This window comes from Citrobacter sp. CK199 (genome assembly GCF_030333285.1).
Classification (GTDB): domain Bacteria; phylum Pseudomonadota; class Gammaproteobacteria; order Enterobacterales; family Enterobacteriaceae; genus Citrobacter_B; species Citrobacter_B koseri.
In genome coordinates this window covers 821,028-837,314 of the sequence record NZ_JAOWGF010000024.1, presented here as the reverse complement: position 1 = coordinate 837,314, position 16,287 = coordinate 821,028, and the positions used below count along the sequence as shown (strand labels likewise).

Below are 16,287 nucleotides of genomic sequence, written 5' to 3'. Positions count from 1 at the left end.
AATGGCTATCACATCAATCAAAAGTACGATTAACCGCGCAATTCATGTGCCCGCCGGAAGCGGCCTTCATAATCGAAGACTTTTTCGCGCACCTGCCAGTACTGGCCTTTCATGCGGGCGACGACAAAATCAGGGTGGCGAAGCAGCGCCTGTTGCGCCAGGATATCCGCCGCAGCGATCCAGCGTAACGGAATACCCGGCGTGCGGGTATGCGGGCGAATAAACAACTGTTCAAAGGCGGTGCGTTGAGCGGGCGTCTGCAATCGGAAGCGCTCACTCACATCGGCGCCGTCCTCATCGTAGTAGGTGATTTTCAGCCATTCGCCTTTCTCATCATGCCCGTGTTGTAACGCCATCCCGCTACAGCGCAATACCAGCGCATCTTTGAGTTTTAGCGCCGCTTTCAGCATATCGTCCGGGTCAACCAGAATCGTGTCGCACTCCCGGCAGCACCGGGCGGCGATATCGTTTTCCGCGTTACACTGCGGGCAGTTTTTAAAGCGGAAGCGAAAATCGCATTGTTCGCGATGCCCGTCATCATCTTCAAACCAGCCCTGGCAGCGACGACCGAAATGCTCAATCAGCGTGCCGTCAGCGGTGGTTTTCCCCCAGAAGGTATTGGCGAACCCGCAGGCAGGGCAGAACACCTGCACGGGAACGTTGTCACTTTTGCCTTTTGGCGTGCCCACTTCCGGCGCATACAGATCGTGCGGGTTCCCGGCATAGTCGAGGATCAGACAGTCGGTTTTTCCAGGCGCAAGCCGCAGACCGCGCCCCACGATTTGTTGGTAAAGGCTGACTGACTCTGTCGGGCGCAGGATAGCGATAAGATCGACATGCGGCGCGTCAAACCCGGTCGTCAGCACGGCGACGTTCACCAGATAACGAAAGCGCTGGGCTTTGAAATCGTTAATCATCACGTCGCGTTCTGCGCCCGGCGTGTCCCCGGTAATCAGCGCCGCATCATCGGCGGGCAGCAAACCCACAATCTCTTTGGCATGTTCGACGGTGGCGGCGAAAATCATCACCCCTTTGCGGGTTTGGGCAAATTCAACAATCTGGCTGATGATGTGCGGGGTCACGCGCTGCTGCTTTTTCAGCTCGCGATTGAGGTCAGCTTCGCTGAACAGGCCGTTACTCTGTGCCTGCAGGCGGCTAAAATCATACTGCACCACGGGCATATCCAGACGCTCCGGCGGCGTCAGATAACCATGTTTAATCATGTAGCGCAGCGGTAACTCATAAATGCAGTCGCGAAAGAGCGCTTTTTCGTCGCCGCGCACCATGCCGTGGTAATGAAAATGATAAATCCAGCCTTTGCCTAACCGGAAAGGGGTGGCCGTCAGGCCGAGCAGACGTAAGTGGGGATTCACTTTACTCAGGTGCGCCAGGATTTGCTGATACTGACTCTCTTCGTCGCCGCCGATGCGGTGGCATTCATCGACAATCAACAGTGAAAACTCGCCCTGGAAGGCGTCAAGGTTACGGGCGACCGACTGCACGCTGCCAAACACCACCTTGCCGTGGCTCTCTTTACGCTTCAGACCGGCGGCGAAAATGTCGGCCTCCAGCCCCAGCGCGCAATATTTGGCATGGTTTTGCGCGACCAGCTCTTTTACATGCGCCAGCACCAGCACGCGCCCACGCGCCACTCGTGCCAGCTCGGCAATCACCAGACTTTTGCCTGCGCCGGTTGGCAGGACAATCACGGCAGGCGTGCGGTGGCGGCGAAAATGGTTGAGCGTGGCATCCACGGCTTCTTGCTGGTAAGGACGAAGTGTAAAAATCATGGTCTCACTACGATGAACGGTACAGGGAATAGTATGCCATGAATCATTTCCCTTGAGCGATGGTTAGAGCCCGTTATACTGGATGGACAACGGCTTCATTTTTCGGGCGTTATGCCCGATTTCCGTATTATTACAGGCAAAATCAAACTCATGCGACTTGATAAATTTATCGCTCAGCAACTCGGCGTCAGCCGTGCTATTGCCGGGCGTGAGATTCGTAGTAACCGTGTTACCGTCGATGGCGAAATCATCCGAAACGCGGCGTTTAAACTCCTGCCAGAACATAATGTCGAGTACGATGGCAACACGCTGGTTCAGCAAAATGGCCCGCGCTACTTTATGCTTAATAAGCCTCAGGGCTATGTCTGTTCAACGGACGACCCGGATCATCCCACGGTACTCTATTTCCTTGATGAACCTGTCGCGTACAAGCTGCATGCCGCCGGGCGGCTGGATATCGACACCACGGGACTGGTGTTGATGACGGATGATGGTCAGTGGTCGCACCGGATCACCTCTCCGCGCCATCATTGTGAGAAAACCTATCTGGTCACGCTGGAATTGCCGGTAGCTGCGGATACCGCCGAACAGTTTGCCAAAGGCGTGCAACTGCATAATGAGAAAGATCTCACCAAACCGGCCGTGCTGGAGGTGATCACCCCGACGCAGGTGCGTCTGACCATTAGTGAAGGGCGCTACCACCAGGTGAAGCGGATGTTCGCCGCCGTGGGGAACCATGTTGTCGAACTGCACCGCGAACGCATCGGCGCAATTGTGCTGGATGACGACCTCGAACCTGGCGAGTATCGCCCGTTGACCGAAGAAGAAATCGCCAGCGTCGGTTTATAGACCCGGTGAGCCAGGCGCTTTACGTCCCGCTAAATTCAGGAGTTCATTTGTGACCACCCGGCAGCACTCATCCTTTGCCATTGTTTTTATCCTTGGCCTGTTAGCCATGCTGATGCCGCTGTCGATTGATATGTATCTTCCGGCGCTACCGGTGATTTCTGCCCAGTTTGGCGTACCGGCGGGCAGCGCGCAGATGACCCTCAGTACCTATATTCTGGGGTTCGCCGTGGGGCAGCTTATTTACGGCCCGATGGCGGATAGTCTCGGGCGCAAGCCGGTTATCCTCGGCGGGACGCTGGTGTTTGCGGCGGCGGCGGTGGCATGCGCGCTGGCGCAGACTATCGACCAGTTGATCATCATGCGTTTCTTCCACGGTCTTGCCGCCGCTGCGGCGAGCGTGGTGATCAATGCTCTGATGCGCGATATCTACCCGAAAGAAGAGTTCTCCCGCATGATGTCATTCGTCATGCTGGTGACGACAATCGCGCCGCTGATGGCGCCGATTATTGGTGGGTGGGTTCTGGTGTGGTTGAGCTGGCATTACATCTTCTGGATTCTGGCGGTGGCGGCGATTCTGGCATCGGTGATGATCTTCTTGTTGATTAACGAGACGCTTCCCGTTGAACGCCGTCAGCCGTTCCATATTCGTACCACGATAGGGAACTTTGCCTCGCTGTTCCGACACAAACGCGTACTGAGCTATATGCTGGCCAGCGGATTTAGCTTTGCGGGAATGTTCTCGTTCCTCAGCGCCGGCCCGTTTGTGTACATCGAGATTAACCATGTGTCGCCGCAGCATTTTGGCTATTACTTTGCGCTGAACATTGTGTTCTTGTTTGTGATGACCATTATCAACAGCCGCTTCGTGCGCCGGGTTGGGGCGTTGAATATGTTCCGTACCGGGTTATGGATTCAGTTTGTGATGGCGGCCTGGATGGTATTCAGCGCGCTGTTTGGCGTGGGCTTTTGGGCGCTGGTGGTTGGCGTCGCGGCGTTTGTCGGATGCGTTTCTATGGTCTCTTCAAACGCGATGGCCGTTATTCTGGATGAATTTCCGCATATGGCGGGCACCGCCTCGTCGCTGGCCGGTACGTTCCGGTTTGGCATTGGCGCGATTGTCGGGGCGCTGCTGTCGCTGGCAACCTTTACCTCCGCTTGGCCGATGATTTGGTCGATTGCTTTCTGCGCAACCTGCTCCATTCTCTTCTATCTCTACGCCAGCCGTCCGAAAAAACGGTGATCTAATACACAACATGGAAGCCGGAAGGCTTCCTTTGTTGACGTACATCAACGTCAAATCCATCATTTTTTCCATTTATGTTTATTTTATGTAAAATCAATTTATGTAAAAAGTCACATCATTGTAGTTAAAAAGGTTGAGTTAGATCGCAGAAACGGGTACATATAGCCCGCAAATACGTCCGGCACTGGCAAAAAATATTTTAATAACGGGCTGTACAGGCCGCTCAGACCAGGGATGTAAGCGTTTTCGATCTGTTTAAGGACGGGTTGTCAATGATGTGTTAATATGGATGTAAATAAATTGTGAAGTGAATGTGCTTCCGGGGAAAGAAAGTGACTACATTACAACTCTCAATCATTCATCGTTTACCGCAGAACTATCGGTGGTCAACGGGTTTTGCAGGTTCAAAAGTTGAACCGATTCCGCAAAACGGGCAGAACACAGAAAACAGTCTGGTGGCGCTCAAACTCCTGAGCCCCGATGGTGACAGCGCATGGCCGGTGATGCATACACTTAGCCAGGCGCTTAGCGACATCGAAGTGCCTTGCTCCGTTCTGGAGTGCGAAGGCGAGCCGTGCCTGTTTGTTAATCGTCAGGATGAATTTGCCGCGACCTGCCGCCTGAAAAATTTCGGCGTAGCGATAGCGGAACCCTTTTCGAACAACAATCCTTTTTGAGCGTCAGCTTAGCGCGAGCAACTGACGCGTATACTCCTGTTGCGGAGCGGTAAAGACACGCTCACATTGCCCCTGTTCCACCACTTCTCCTTGTCGCAGTACAATGACCTGATGGCATAATGCGCGCACAACATGCAGATCGTGGCTGATGAAAATGTAAGCCAGGCGATGCTTTTGTTGTAAAGATTTCAACAGCGCTAGGATTTGTGCCTGAACCGTTCTGTCCAGCGATGATGTCGGTTCATCCAGAATAATCAGCGATGGTTTCAGTATTAGCGCCCTGGCGATAGCGATACGCTGGCGCTGGCCGCCGGAAAATTCCGCCGGGTAACGATGGCGCGTCTCAGCATCCAGACCCACTTCCTTCATGACGGCGATAACCTGTTCTTCGCGCTGCCCGGCAGAAAGGGCCGGTTGATGAACGCGTAAGCCTTCTTCAATAATTTGCAGTACGTTGAGGCGGGGGTTCAGCGATGAGTTCGGGTCCTGAAATACCACCTGAATACGGTGACGAACCGGCAGCAACTGACGGCGGGTTAAATTTTGCAACGGCTGGCCGTCAAAAGTGATGCTGCCCTGCGAGCGAATCAACCGCAGCAAGGCCAGACCGGTGGTGCTTTTTCCTGACCCGGATTCACCGACCAACCCCAGCGTTTCACCTGGTCGAAGCGCGAAACTCACCTCGTTAACCACGACGTTATGATCCACCACGCGTTTCAGAACCCCTTTTCGAATCGGGAATGCGACGCGAAGCTGGCTCACTTCCAGCAGTGGCGACGACTCACCGGGCAATGGAACCGGGGAGCCGGTGGGTTCGCTGTTCAGCAACTTCTGCGTATAGGGATGCTCAGGCGCGCTAAGCAACGGCAACGCACGGTTTTGCTCCACGCATCGTCCGTTTTGCATCACCGCCACGGCGTCCGCCAGTTTTTTCACAATGCTGAGATTATGGGTGATAAACAGCATACCCATATTCAGTTCGCGTTGCAGTTCACGCAGCAGTTGCAGGATTTGCGCCTGTACGGAGACATCCAGAGCGGTCGTGGGTTCATCGGCGATTAACAGTTCAGGATGCGTGAGCAACGCCATTGCGATCATCACGCGCTGGCGTTCGCCGCCTGAGAGCTGATGGGGATAATCGCTCAGCCGTTTCGCGGCCTGACGAATCCCTACGCGATCCAGGCAGCTCAGGATTTCGGCCCTGGCGGCCTCACGGCGCATACCCCGGTGCAGGGACAGCACTTCGTAGAGCTGTTTTTCCAGCGTATGCAACGGGTTTAGCGATACCATCGGTTCCTGAAAAATCATGGCGATTTTATTGCCCCGCACGCCGCGCAGCGTCTGCTCGCTGGCGTGGAGCAATGACTCGCCATGAAAATGGATATCGCCCGCGAGATACACCGCAGGCGGAGAGGGCAGCAACCGCAGAATCGACAGCGCGGTGACGCTTTTACCGGAGCCGGATTCGCCCACCAGCGCCAGCGTTTCGCCTGCGTCAACCTGTAGAGAGATGTCGTTAACAACCGTGCGCACGTTCTCCTGATGGCGAAAACCTACCGATAAATTCTCAATAGTTAACAGAGGATGCGTCATCTTATACCGCCTTGTTGGGATCAAACGCGTCGCGTACTGCTTCGCCAATAAAAATCAGCAGCGACAATAACACCGCGACGGACAGGAACGCGGTGATCCCAAGCCACGGCGCCTGCAAATTATTTTTACCTTGCAGGAGTAATTCGCCGAGGGAAGGGGAGCCGAGCGGCAGGCCAAATCCGAGAAAATCCAGCGACGTCAATGTGGTAATCGAGCTGCACAAAATGAACGGTAAAAAGGTCAGCGTGGCGACCATCGCGTTGGGCAGCATGTGACGCAGGATAATGCTGCGATCGCTGACGCCCAGCGCCTGCGCGGCGCGGATGTAGTCGAAATTGCGTGTGCGCAGGAATTCCGCGCGAACCACCCCGACCAGGCTCATCCAGCCAAACAGGACGGTAATAGCCAGCAGCCACCAGAAATTGGGTTGCACCACGCTTGAGAGCAGAATAATCAGAAACAGCGTCGGCATTCCTGACCACACTTCGATGAACCGTTGCCCCCACAGGTCGATTTTTCCGCCGTAATACCCCTGCAACGCGCCCGCCAGCACGCCCATTACGCTGGAGCAGAGGGTAAGCATCAAACCAAACAGGATAGAGATTCGCGTGCCGTAGAGGATGCGCGCCAGCACGTCGCCGCCATTCGCGTCGGTTCCCAGCCAGTTTTGTATGGACGGCGGAGAGGGGAAAGGTTTATCAGTGGCAAAGTTGATGCTGGTGGCGCCAAAACGCACGGGCGCCCACAGCACCCATCCGTGGTTTTCAAGCTGCTTTTGCAGCCAGGGGTCCTGATAATCCGCCTGCGTTGCGAACGGCCCGCCGAAATCGCTTTCGCTGTAGTTTTTGACCAGCGGAAAGTACCAGCTTCCCTCATAGCGCACCAGCAGCGGTTTATCGTTGGCGACCAGTTCGGCGCACAGACTCAGACCAAACAGCACCAGGAAAATCCACAGTGACCAGTAGCCCCGGCGATTATGACGAAAACGCGCCCAGCGGGCCTGGTTTGCAGGGCTTAATCGCGGCATCAGCGTCCCTCAAAATCAATGCGTGGATCAACCAGCGTATAGCTGATATCGCTCAGGATATTCAGCAGTAAGCCGATCAGGGTGAAAATGTATAACGTGCCAAACATTACCGGGTAGTCGCGTGACACGGTCGCTTCGTAGCCCAGCAACCCCAGCCCGTTTAAGGAAAACATCACTTCAATGAGCAGCGAACCGGTGAAAAACATGCTGATAAAGGTGGCCGGAAAACCGGCGATCACCAGCAGCATGGCGTTGCGGAAAACGTGCTTCCACAGAATGTTTTTTTCGCTCACCCCTTTTGCGCGCGCGGTGACAACGTACTGTTTGCGGACTTCATCCAGAAAAGAGTTTTTGGTCAACATGGTCAGCGCGGCGAACCCGCCGATCACCGTCGCCAGTACCGGTAACGTGATATGCCAGAGGTAGTCGGTAATTTTCTGATACCAGGGCAGGGAATCAAAATTGGCGGATACCAGGCCGCGCAGCGGGAAGAGGTCGTAATAGCTACCGCCAGCAAAGAAAACGATCAATAAGATGGCGAACAGGAAGGCGGGGATAGCGTAGCCAACGATGATAAAAGCGCTGCTCCAGATGTCGAAACGGCTGCCGTTATATACCGCTTTGCGGATGCCCAGCGGGATCGACACCAGATAAATGATGAGCGTACTCCACAATCCGAGCGTAATGGACACGGGCAGACTGTCTTTGATTAACGTCAGTACGGATGCGCTGCGAAACAGGCTGTCGCCGAAATCGAAACGAACATAGTCCCAGAGCATTTTAAAGTAGCGCTCATGAACCGGCTTATCAAAGCCGTAGCGATGCGTGATCTCCGCGATCACCTCGGGATCTAACCCACGTCCGCCGCGATAGTGGCTGTCGCTAATATTCCCTACGCCGGTCTGGGCGTGGCTGGCGCGAACGCCTTCGCTACCGGCGCCGGGCAGGGCGCCAGACTGGCCGAATTCAATGGCCGCGATCGCCTGGTCAACCGGGCCGCCCGGTGCGATCTGGACAATAAAAAAGTTGATTGTAATGATGGCCCACAGCGTCGGGATCACCAGTAACAGACGTCGAATCAGGTAGGCGCCCATTTATTCTCCCTGTCGTCTGGCGGCGGGAAGTTTTGCCGCTTTGTTGACGTCATACCACCAGGTATCCAGTCCAATGGTGTAGATCGGCCGGATGGCCGGATGAGAAAATTTATCCCACCAGGCGAGCCTGTCTTCCGCCATATACCACATTGGCAGCATGTAGTAATTCCAGGTCAATACCCGATCCAGCGCCCGCCCGAGGGGAACCAGCTTTGTTTTATCGCCCTGGGCGGCAATGATTTGGGCAATCAGTTTATCAATGACCGGGCTTTGCACGCCTGGCGCGTTATAGCTGGAGTCAATGTATTCAGACGCCCAGGATATTTGTAGATCGGAGCTGGGCCACGGCATGGCGCGCCACAGTCGCGGCATCATGTCGTAGTCGCGACTGCGCATACGGTTGGTGATTTGCGAGTTATCAACCTGGCGGATGTTCATCGTGATGCCAAGACGCTGCAAATTATGCTGGAAGGGAAGAACCCACTGGCTGTTGCCGCCTGCCGGAAGCAGCAGTTCAAAGCTCAGCGTTTTGCCGGTCGCGCTGTTAACGCGTCGCTGGCCTTTCAGTACCCATCCCGCCTCTGTGAGTAATTTATCGGCCTTTAGCAGGTTTTCCCGATCGTAGCCATCGCCGTTTGAGACTGGCGGCTGATAAATCCGGGTAAAGACCTCCGGCGGCAGATCCTTTTTCATGGGCGCGAGTAAGACCAGTTCGTCTGCACTGGGGTAGTTTCTGGCGGCATACTCGGTATTCTGGAAATAGCTATTTGCCCGGCTCCAGGCATTATAAAACAATGCCTTGTTCATCCATTCGAAATCAAATGCCAGGGTTATCGCTTCACGCACGCGACGATCGTTAAATACCGGACGCTGAATATTAAAGGCCAGCCAGCGCGTATCCTGTGCGGATTCATTTTTCTGTTCGTCTTTAACGATGTAATGGTTATCGAAGTTTTTACCGGTGTAGCGCGTCGCCCAGTTTTTCGCGTCATTCTCCAGACGCAGGTCAAACGCCCCGGCCTTAAAGGCTTCAAACGCAACGTTGTCATCAAGGTAGTAGTCGTAGCGGATGGTATCAAAGTTCCAGCGCCCCCGGTTTACCGGCAGGTTAGCAGCCCAATAGTTTTTTACCCGGGAATAGACAATGTACTGGCCCATTTTCCACTGGGTTATGCGGTACGGGCCGCTGGCAAGAGGAGGCTTAGAGAGCGGGTCGCTGAGCTTATGATCCTTCCAGAATTTTTCCGGCATGACCGGTAAAGAAAACAGGCTGAGCATATCCTCTTTACCGGGTTTGGCTAATTCAATGCGGACGGTAAGCGGAGCGATGGCTTTGACGGTCGTGCCTTTGTACACCAGACGAAACTGCGGCACGCCCTCGGTCATAAATTTATGGAAGGTGAAGGCGACGTCGCGGGCAGTGATGGGCGAACCATCATGAAAACGGGCGCGTGGGTTGATGGTCACTTCCACCCAGGAGTAATCCTCCGCATATCGCGCGTTGTCGGCAATGAGCGGGTAGTAGCTGCCGGGTTCGTCGTCAGAGGTGGTAAAAAGCGTGTCGTAAAGCTGCTCGGTACGTGCGCCAGGATTACCGCGCATGGAATAGCGGTTGAAATTATCGAATGTCCCGGTCGCGGAAAGCGTTATCCGCCCCCCTTTTGGCGCCGCCGGATTGACATAATCGAAATGATTAAAATTGAAGGCGTATTTGGGTTCGCCAAGCACGGAAAAGGCGTAACTTTCTTTGATGGCCTGAGCCTGTACGCCAAAGCTGGCCAGGGCGACAAACAGAAGCATTACGCGAGCAATCATCGGAAAATGGTTTCCTTTTCTTATCACCTGCCACCGTCAGGCAAGCGTCAATCCTGAATAATAAGTGACGCAGCCTCTGTTGTGAATCCATTCGGGCAGAAGAGTGCCGTCACCATTTCGGCGCGGGCCGGGTATTCATCCAGTGAACGAAGTCCTCAAGCGCTAAAGGGCGGCTAATCCAGTACCCCTGGAGGAAGTTGACGCCATGATCGCGTAGCCATCGGGCCTGCTCCGGGGTTTCCACTCCTTCCGCAACGGTCAGCATATGCAGGCGCTTAGAGAGCATCAAAACCGCATCCAGAACTGGAGAGGTCACGGTTTCCGTACCAATCGCATTAATAAAGCCCCGGTCGATTTTCAGGTAGTCCAGCGTAAAGCGTTCCAGATAGATGAGGGCGCTATGGCCGGTGCCAAAATCATCAATTGCGATTTCGAATCCAGCACAGTGCAGCCACTCAAATAATTTAGCCGCTTCATGTTGATTGAGCATATCGCGTTCGGTAATTTCCAGTACGATCTGAAAATGATGCGGCGGTAAGGATTCCGCCAGGAGACGGATGTCCTCTTTAAAGCTGTTGCTGTGCAGGTGGTCAGGCGCGATATTGATGCCAAACTTTGCCCCGACAGGCAGTACCTTCTGCAACGCGGGGGCGTCGCGCGCCACGAGTTTAAACAGATGCTGGGTGAGCGGCACAATAAGCTGCTGGGCTTCTGCGTAATGAATAAACGCGTCAGGCGGGATTTCGCCTGCCGTAGGGTGACGCCAGCGTAACAGCACTTCCAGACCCGTGACCCTGAGCGTTTGGGTATCAACGACCGGTTGATAGACCACATAAAATTGTTCGCGCTTGATAGCCACCAGGATCTCTCGCCCCGGCTTCAGGCGGATAGAGCTGATGTAGTAGCAGAGCAGGGCGGCGATGATACCGCTCATACTGCCCAGCAGCAGGGCATAGCCCACGTCGTTATAGGTCCAGCTGTCGGCGTATAACTGTATCTTCAGCGGCAGCCCTTTTATTGTCGCCTGGCGCGAAGGCGTACCCGACAGCTCTTCCACGGTCATTAAATGCGAAGAAAACGTCGAGAGCACGGTATCGCCAATAATTAATGCGATGCCATCAAAATCTTCCTGTCGGGCGGTGTAAATAAGGTAGGGCGTCAGGTTGATATTCAGCGAGGTAAATACGCCGCTCTCTTTTAATAACGGGTTGCGATACCAAATCGCCATCGCTGGTTTATCCGGCATCATCGGCGTGCCGGGAAGTATCGCCATATCAATCTCTTTGCGGATGTCGATATTGGATACCAGGTCGGTAAGCGGCGTGTCCATCGATCCGGTTGCCGACGAGCAGAAGGCGATTTTGTCTTTGACGAGCAAAAAGGCGCGCACATTCAGGCTAAAAGCGGCGCGGGAGGTCAGCTCGGAAGAGACTTGCTGGCAGTCATTAAGCGTCAGGGGCTGTAACACATCCGTCGTGGCTTTAAGGTCGGCGAAGTAGCTCACCAGATAATGTTGTACGTCGGATATCAGCGTGTCGTATTTGACTTCACGTTTATGCCATGACATTAAAAATTGCAGGCTACTGATAAGTAACGCGACGATGACCCCTGTGAGAATGCAGGTGAGCAGGATTTTTCGCGAGGACGAGGAGGCGCGTGTGAACATAGTTACTGGTTCTACCTGAGGTAACCGAATGCGATTAAAATGCTTGATTTAAAAGACTATAACCTGGATTAAACCGCATCGTCATACTTTTCTACAGGGATGCGATAGAACGCAAAAAAAGCACCGCCGAAGCAGTGCTTTTTATGTGTCTCGTCAGGATTGCCAAGGGATAGCGGTCAGACGAAAAATTAACTGCGGCTCAGAACCCGGCGCCCTTCGTTGTAACGTTTTTTCCAGTAAGGCTCGTTCATGCTGGAAATAATAACGCCGCTACTGGTAGACGCATGAACAAACTGGTTGTTGCCGATGTAGATGCCTACATGACGGCCCGTCGAACCGGCGCGGAACAGAACCAGATCGCCCGTGCGCAGGTTATTGCGCGAAACGGATTTGCCCATTTCCTGCTGCTCATAGGTTGAGCGAGGCAGTTCTAAACCAAATTGTTCACGGAATGTACGCTGTACAAAGCTGGAACAATCGACACCTTTTTTGGTGCTGCCGCCAAGGCGGTAACGCACGCCTTTCCAGTCAGCATACTGATCCATAATCCGCGATTTAACATCGAGGTTACGCACCATATTTTCAAATTCATCCTGAGAGGCTTGCAGTGAAGAGTTATCTCCATTGCCCACAGCATGCGTCTCAGAATGCACGTTCTTTGCGGTATTTGTAGTGCTACATGCAGAAAGCAGAACCGCCACTGCAATCGCGGGAATTCCCCGCAGGATATATCTCAAAATCGGTTGAGACCTGACCATGTTGTTTGTTTTCCCTTGAAGTCCTTAACGACAAATATCGTTATAAAAATGCCAAACGTGACGAGACTAATTACCTGCGCACAATGAGACAATTCTTTAAGGTCAAATCTGTGGCGGAACGCACAAATTTATTCGCAAAGAGAATAATTATCCAGCGAGGCAAAACGAGTTCAAGATTACCCGATCGTTGCTGCCATTGCGAGCAGTTTGGCGGGATTTTTTATAAGAAATTATGATACTGAAAGTGAATTAGTGGCATTGGCTAAATTAAACGCAAATGAGGCGAATAACAGGCAATGCGTTCATTTTCAACGGGAAGAAGATGACAGGAAGATGACGGCGGGGCGGGAAATAATCGACGATCGCCATCAGGAGTGAGAACGCTCTCTGATGGCGATGTTAATTGATGTGATTTATTTGTTTAAATTTTGTTTGTTTTTGCCGGGCAGATAATTATCGAAAAACCGTATCACGCGATCGCTGAACGACGTCATTAACAGCCAGGGCAATCCAATCAGCACCGTTGTCAGCGAACCGACCGCAATATCCGTGAACCAGTGGGCGCCGATCATTACGCGCGGAAAGGCAAAAACCACAAATATAATAAGGGCGATGAAACCTGCGACTTTTCCGAAATAACGCAACATAAATGCGGAAAAAATAAGCAGCATCATTCCGTGATCGCCAGGGAAACTGTCTTTTGACGCATCCTTGGTTGGAATATGCAGGAGATCGCTGACGCGGTGAATATTTTCAAGCGTCAGCGTAGGGCTGGCGCGTTTGACCGGAATAAACGCTTGGCCTAACTGATTCACCACAACCGCAGATAAAAGCATCACCAGGCCGATGATGATAATACGCCGACGGCCTGCCGGGGTCTCTTTTAACCAGAAACTCAGCATCAGGCAGCCCATCGCCAGCAGCGCGCAACCATCAAACGCCCGGTTATTGGTGATCGCCACCAGCCAGAGAAATGCGCGGCTTTCAACCAGTTTCTGGTTAAAGAAGTGGAAAATGTTCGCGTCGAGAGGAGACCAGAATCCGTGATTGACTGGAATATACCACGACAAAAACAACGCCAGACCCGCAGCGTTAATCAGCAGTATGAGGGGATACCGGGTTTTCATTATCATCTCGCCATTCAGTAAAACGGAGGCAACCTTACGCGTCCTCGGCTAAACGAAGCTTCAACAATGCGGTCTGTAATGTATTCCAGTCTGTTTCACGGTCTGAGATGAGTTCGATGCGGCTGTCCGGCGGCGCGACGTTTTGGGTCTCAATATGAAGATCGTCGCCCTGACGATTAATACGCACCAGACCCTCCTTAATGCGCATAACGCCTTTCACTCGTCCAACCGGCGCGAGGCGCGCCCATTCGAGCAGGCCGATGGTGTCGAACACGGTATCCGCATCAAAAATCCAGCCGCAGGCCTGATGCCCCTGGCCGCTGTTCAGGCTACGACGCCAGCGCTGTTGCGCCGGCAGGCTAAGCGCGGCGAGCCCTTTTCTTTCGGCATGCTGGTGCGCGTGGGCGGCGCTGGCGGGCAGTTCCGCCAGGTTCTGGCGCGGTAAATCCAGCAGCTGTCCGTTGATTTGCCCGTGGTCGGCATGAACCAGTTGACGATTGTCGCCGTACTGTTGCCACCAGGTTTGCAGGGCGCTTTCGCTTTCCGGCGTAGCGCGATCGGTTTTATTCGCGACGATGACATCGGCGGCAGCCAGCTGGTCGCGGAAGTTTTCGTTGGCGACGCTCTTTTCATCCAGCAGTAAACGCGGATCAAGGATGCACAGCGTGGCGCGCAGGTCGATCCACGGCTCGTAAACCGGCGCGGTTAACAAATCGAGGATCTGCTTCGGATGGCCAAGTCCTGTCGGTTCGATCAGCAAGCGATCCGGCTTGCCCTGGCGCAGCAGGGTATTTAGCCCCACCTGCATTGGTAATCCGTTCACGCAACACATGCAACCACCGGGGATCTCTTTCAGCAATGCGCCGCTGTCCGCAAGCAGCGCGCCGTCAATGCCCACTTCGCCAAATTCGTTGACCAGCACGGCCCATTTTTCCGCAGGATCTTTGTTGGCTAACAGATGAAGGATAGAGGTTGTTTTTCCACTGCCGAGAAAGCCGGTAATGAGGTTGGTTTTGGTCACGTCTGCTCCAGAATAATGATATGCCGTAACGGCTCGTGCTAATCCTGGCGAAAAAAAACGAAAAAGAGAAGGGCAGAGCGGACGAAGAATTTTTTCGTCCGCTGGAAAGACAGAAATTGTTAACTTTTTAACGTATCAATGACCGCCTGATGCGCGCCATGTTGCGCAATGCGCCGCCAGGCTTGCTCAATGGCCTGCACAAACAGGGGATTTTTCACGAGATCTGTGCCGAAAACCTCCTGCAACGACAGCAGCGCGCTAACCCGCTCCGCGTCACTGCTGCTTTCAACAAGCAGGCGAATTTTTTCACTGAGCGGGTCCCGAATATCAATCGTTGCACCTGTGTCGTCCACGCCGCTGACGTAGCGCATCCAGCCTGCGACGCCCAGCGCCAGCAGCGGCCAGTTACTCCCACGCGTCAGATGTTCGCGAATGCCTTCCAGCATCCGCTGCGGTAATTTCTGGCTGCCGTCCATCGCGATTTGCCAGGTCCGGTGCTTCAGCGCCGGATTGGCGAAGCGTTCAATCAGGCTGGCGGCATAGCGGGATAAATCGACGTTGGTGATGCGCAATGTCGGCGCCTGTTCATTCATCATCAGGCGGTAAGCGGCCTCGCGAAACGCGCTGTCCTGCATACAATCGCTGATGTGCTGGAACCCGGCCAGATAGCCGAGATACGCAAGGAACGAATGGCTGCCGTTGAGCATGCGTAGTTTCATTTGCTCCCAGGGCAGCACGTCATCAACCATCTGCACGCCAGCGACTTCCCACTGCGGGCGGCCTGCCACAAAGTTATCTTCAATGACCCACTGTATAAACGGTTCACAACTGATGGCGCAGGGATCGGCGACGCCCAGCTCGCGGGTAATTTCGTCCAGTGATTCCTCTGTGGCGGCAGGCACGATTCTGTCTACCATCGTTCCCGGGAAGCTGACGTGCTGCTGAATCCACGCCGCCAGCTCCGCCGCGCGTTTTTCCGCCATGCCCAGAACGGCGTTTTTAACCACATGGCCGTTATCCGGGATGTTATCGCAGGAGAGAACCGTGAAAGGCGACAACCCGCGCTCACGCCGACGATGCAGGGCCTCCACAAGAATCCCCGGCGCTGAGTGCGGCTCCGTGGGGTGTTGCATATCGTGAATAATGCGCGGGTTTGACACGTCGAGCGAACCGGTTGCCGGATCGATGCAATATCCTTTTTCGGTGATAGTGAGTGACACTATCGCCACCTGCGGCTCGCAGAACTTTTCGATAATAGTGGCAAGCGAATCCAGCTTTGCGTTCAGACACTCCTTGACCGCGCCGACGATAATCGCCTGATTGCCGTTCGCGCCTTTTTCCAGCACGGTGTACAAGTGATTCTGCTCGCGAAGCTGGCTCATCAGGCGATCGCCGCTGAACAGGCTGATCTCGCAGATCCCCCAGTCTCCACCTTGCGCATTCAGCACTCTGTCGGTCAATAATGCCTGATGGGCGCGGTGAAACGCGCCAAAACCGAAGTGCACAATCCGGGTTTGTAGTTGTTGTCGATCGTAGCGGGGCGTCTGTACGCCTTCCGGGAGTGGGGCAGAGGCAATAGTCTTCATTAAGAACACACCTGATTAACCATTAATTAACAATGGTAGTG

13 protein-coding genes are annotated in these 16,287 nt (G+C 54.0%); 3 read left to right on the top strand and 10 right to left on the bottom strand.

Annotated features, from left to right (window positions below; genetic code table 11):
- Positions 1 to 29: 29 nt before the first annotated feature.
- A complete protein-coding gene (radD, locus tag OGX75_RS08025; RefSeq protein ID WP_286451202.1) occupies positions 30 to 1,790 on the bottom strand; it encodes a DNA repair helicase RadD in 1,761 nt (586 codons plus the stop codon).
- A 150-nt stretch (positions 1,791 to 1,940) separates the two neighbouring features.
- Between radD and rsuA the strand changes: the two genes are divergently transcribed.
- The 3 genes from rsuA to OGX75_RS08010 all read left to right on the top strand — a co-directional run bounded on the left by rsuA (position 1,941) and on the right by OGX75_RS08010 (position 4,559).
- On the top strand, positions 1,941 to 2,639 hold the full coding sequence (gene rsuA / locus OGX75_RS08020) for a 16S rRNA pseudouridine(516) synthase RsuA (protein WP_115626774.1): 699 nt from the start codon (positions 1,941 to 1,943) through the stop codon (positions 2,637 to 2,639).
- A 49-nt stretch (positions 2,640 to 2,688) separates the two neighbouring features.
- The gene (locus OGX75_RS08015) at positions 2,689 to 3,879 is read left to right on the top strand and encodes a Bcr/CflA family multidrug efflux MFS transporter (protein ID WP_024130168.1); all 1,191 of its coding nucleotides are present in this window, start codon (positions 2,689 to 2,691) and stop codon (positions 3,877 to 3,879) included.
- Positions 3,880 to 4,214: 335 nt separating this feature from the next.
- Positions 4,215 to 4,559, top strand: a complete 345-nt coding sequence (locus OGX75_RS08010; RefSeq protein ID WP_024130169.1) for a YejG family protein — start codon at positions 4,215 to 4,217, stop codon at positions 4,557 to 4,559.
- 3 nt (positions 4,560 to 4,562) lie between these two features.
- Here the strand turns inward: OGX75_RS08010 and yejF are convergent, their stop codons facing one another.
- The 9 genes from yejF to OGX75_RS07965 form a co-directional block, all read right to left on the bottom strand.
- Complete coding sequence (gene yejF / locus OGX75_RS08005; RefSeq protein ID WP_286451203.1) at positions 4,563 to 6,152, bottom strand: microcin C ABC transporter ATP-binding protein YejF; 1,590 nt, start codon at positions 6,150 to 6,152, stop codon at positions 4,563 to 4,565.
- A gap of 1 nt (position 6,153) precedes the next feature.
- On the bottom strand, positions 6,154 to 7,179 hold the full coding sequence (locus OGX75_RS08000) for an ABC transporter permease (RefSeq protein ID WP_198447488.1): 1,026 nt from the start codon (positions 7,177 to 7,179) through the stop codon (positions 6,154 to 6,156).
- Positions 7,179 to 8,273, bottom strand: a complete 1,095-nt coding sequence (locus OGX75_RS07995; RefSeq protein ID WP_012131578.1) for a microcin C ABC transporter permease YejB — start codon at positions 8,271 to 8,273, stop codon at positions 7,179 to 7,181. The genes OGX75_RS08000 and OGX75_RS07995 overlap by 1 nt, the downstream gene beginning before the upstream one ends.
- Positions 8,274 to 10,088, bottom strand: coding sequence for an extracellular solute-binding protein (locus OGX75_RS07990; protein ID WP_110494017.1), 1,815 nt, complete (start codon positions 10,086 to 10,088; stop codon positions 8,274 to 8,276).
- A 109-nt stretch (positions 10,089 to 10,197) separates the two neighbouring features.
- The gene (locus tag OGX75_RS07985; protein ID WP_104868436.1) at positions 10,198 to 11,754 is read right to left on the bottom strand and encodes a cyclic di-GMP phosphodiesterase; all 1,557 of its coding nucleotides are present in this window, start codon (positions 11,752 to 11,754) and stop codon (positions 10,198 to 10,200) included.
- A gap of 188 nt (positions 11,755 to 11,942) precedes the next feature.
- Positions 11,943 to 12,512: a bifunctional murein DD-endopeptidase/murein LD-carboxypeptidase gene (mepS, locus tag OGX75_RS07980; RefSeq protein WP_012131581.1), complete on the bottom strand. Its 570-nt coding sequence runs from the start codon at positions 12,510 to 12,512 to the stop codon at positions 11,943 to 11,945.
- A 413-nt stretch (positions 12,513 to 12,925) separates the two neighbouring features.
- Positions 12,926 to 13,645 carry a phosphatase PAP2 family protein gene (locus OGX75_RS07975; protein ID WP_047462461.1) on the bottom strand — a complete coding sequence of 240 codons (720 nt, stop codon included), beginning with the start codon at positions 13,643 to 13,645 and terminating at the stop codon, positions 12,926 to 12,928.
- Between the two features lie 28 nt (positions 13,646 to 13,673).
- Positions 13,674 to 14,660, bottom strand: a complete 987-nt coding sequence (locus OGX75_RS07970) for a CobW family GTP-binding protein (RefSeq protein ID WP_049009461.1) — start codon at positions 14,658 to 14,660, stop codon at positions 13,674 to 13,676.
- 119 nt (positions 14,661 to 14,779) lie between these two features.
- Positions 14,780 to 16,246 carry a mannitol dehydrogenase family protein gene (locus OGX75_RS07965; RefSeq protein WP_286451204.1) on the bottom strand — a complete coding sequence of 489 codons (1,467 nt, stop codon included), beginning with the start codon at positions 16,244 to 16,246 and terminating at the stop codon, positions 14,780 to 14,782.
- Positions 16,247 to 16,287: the final 41 nt, after the last annotated feature.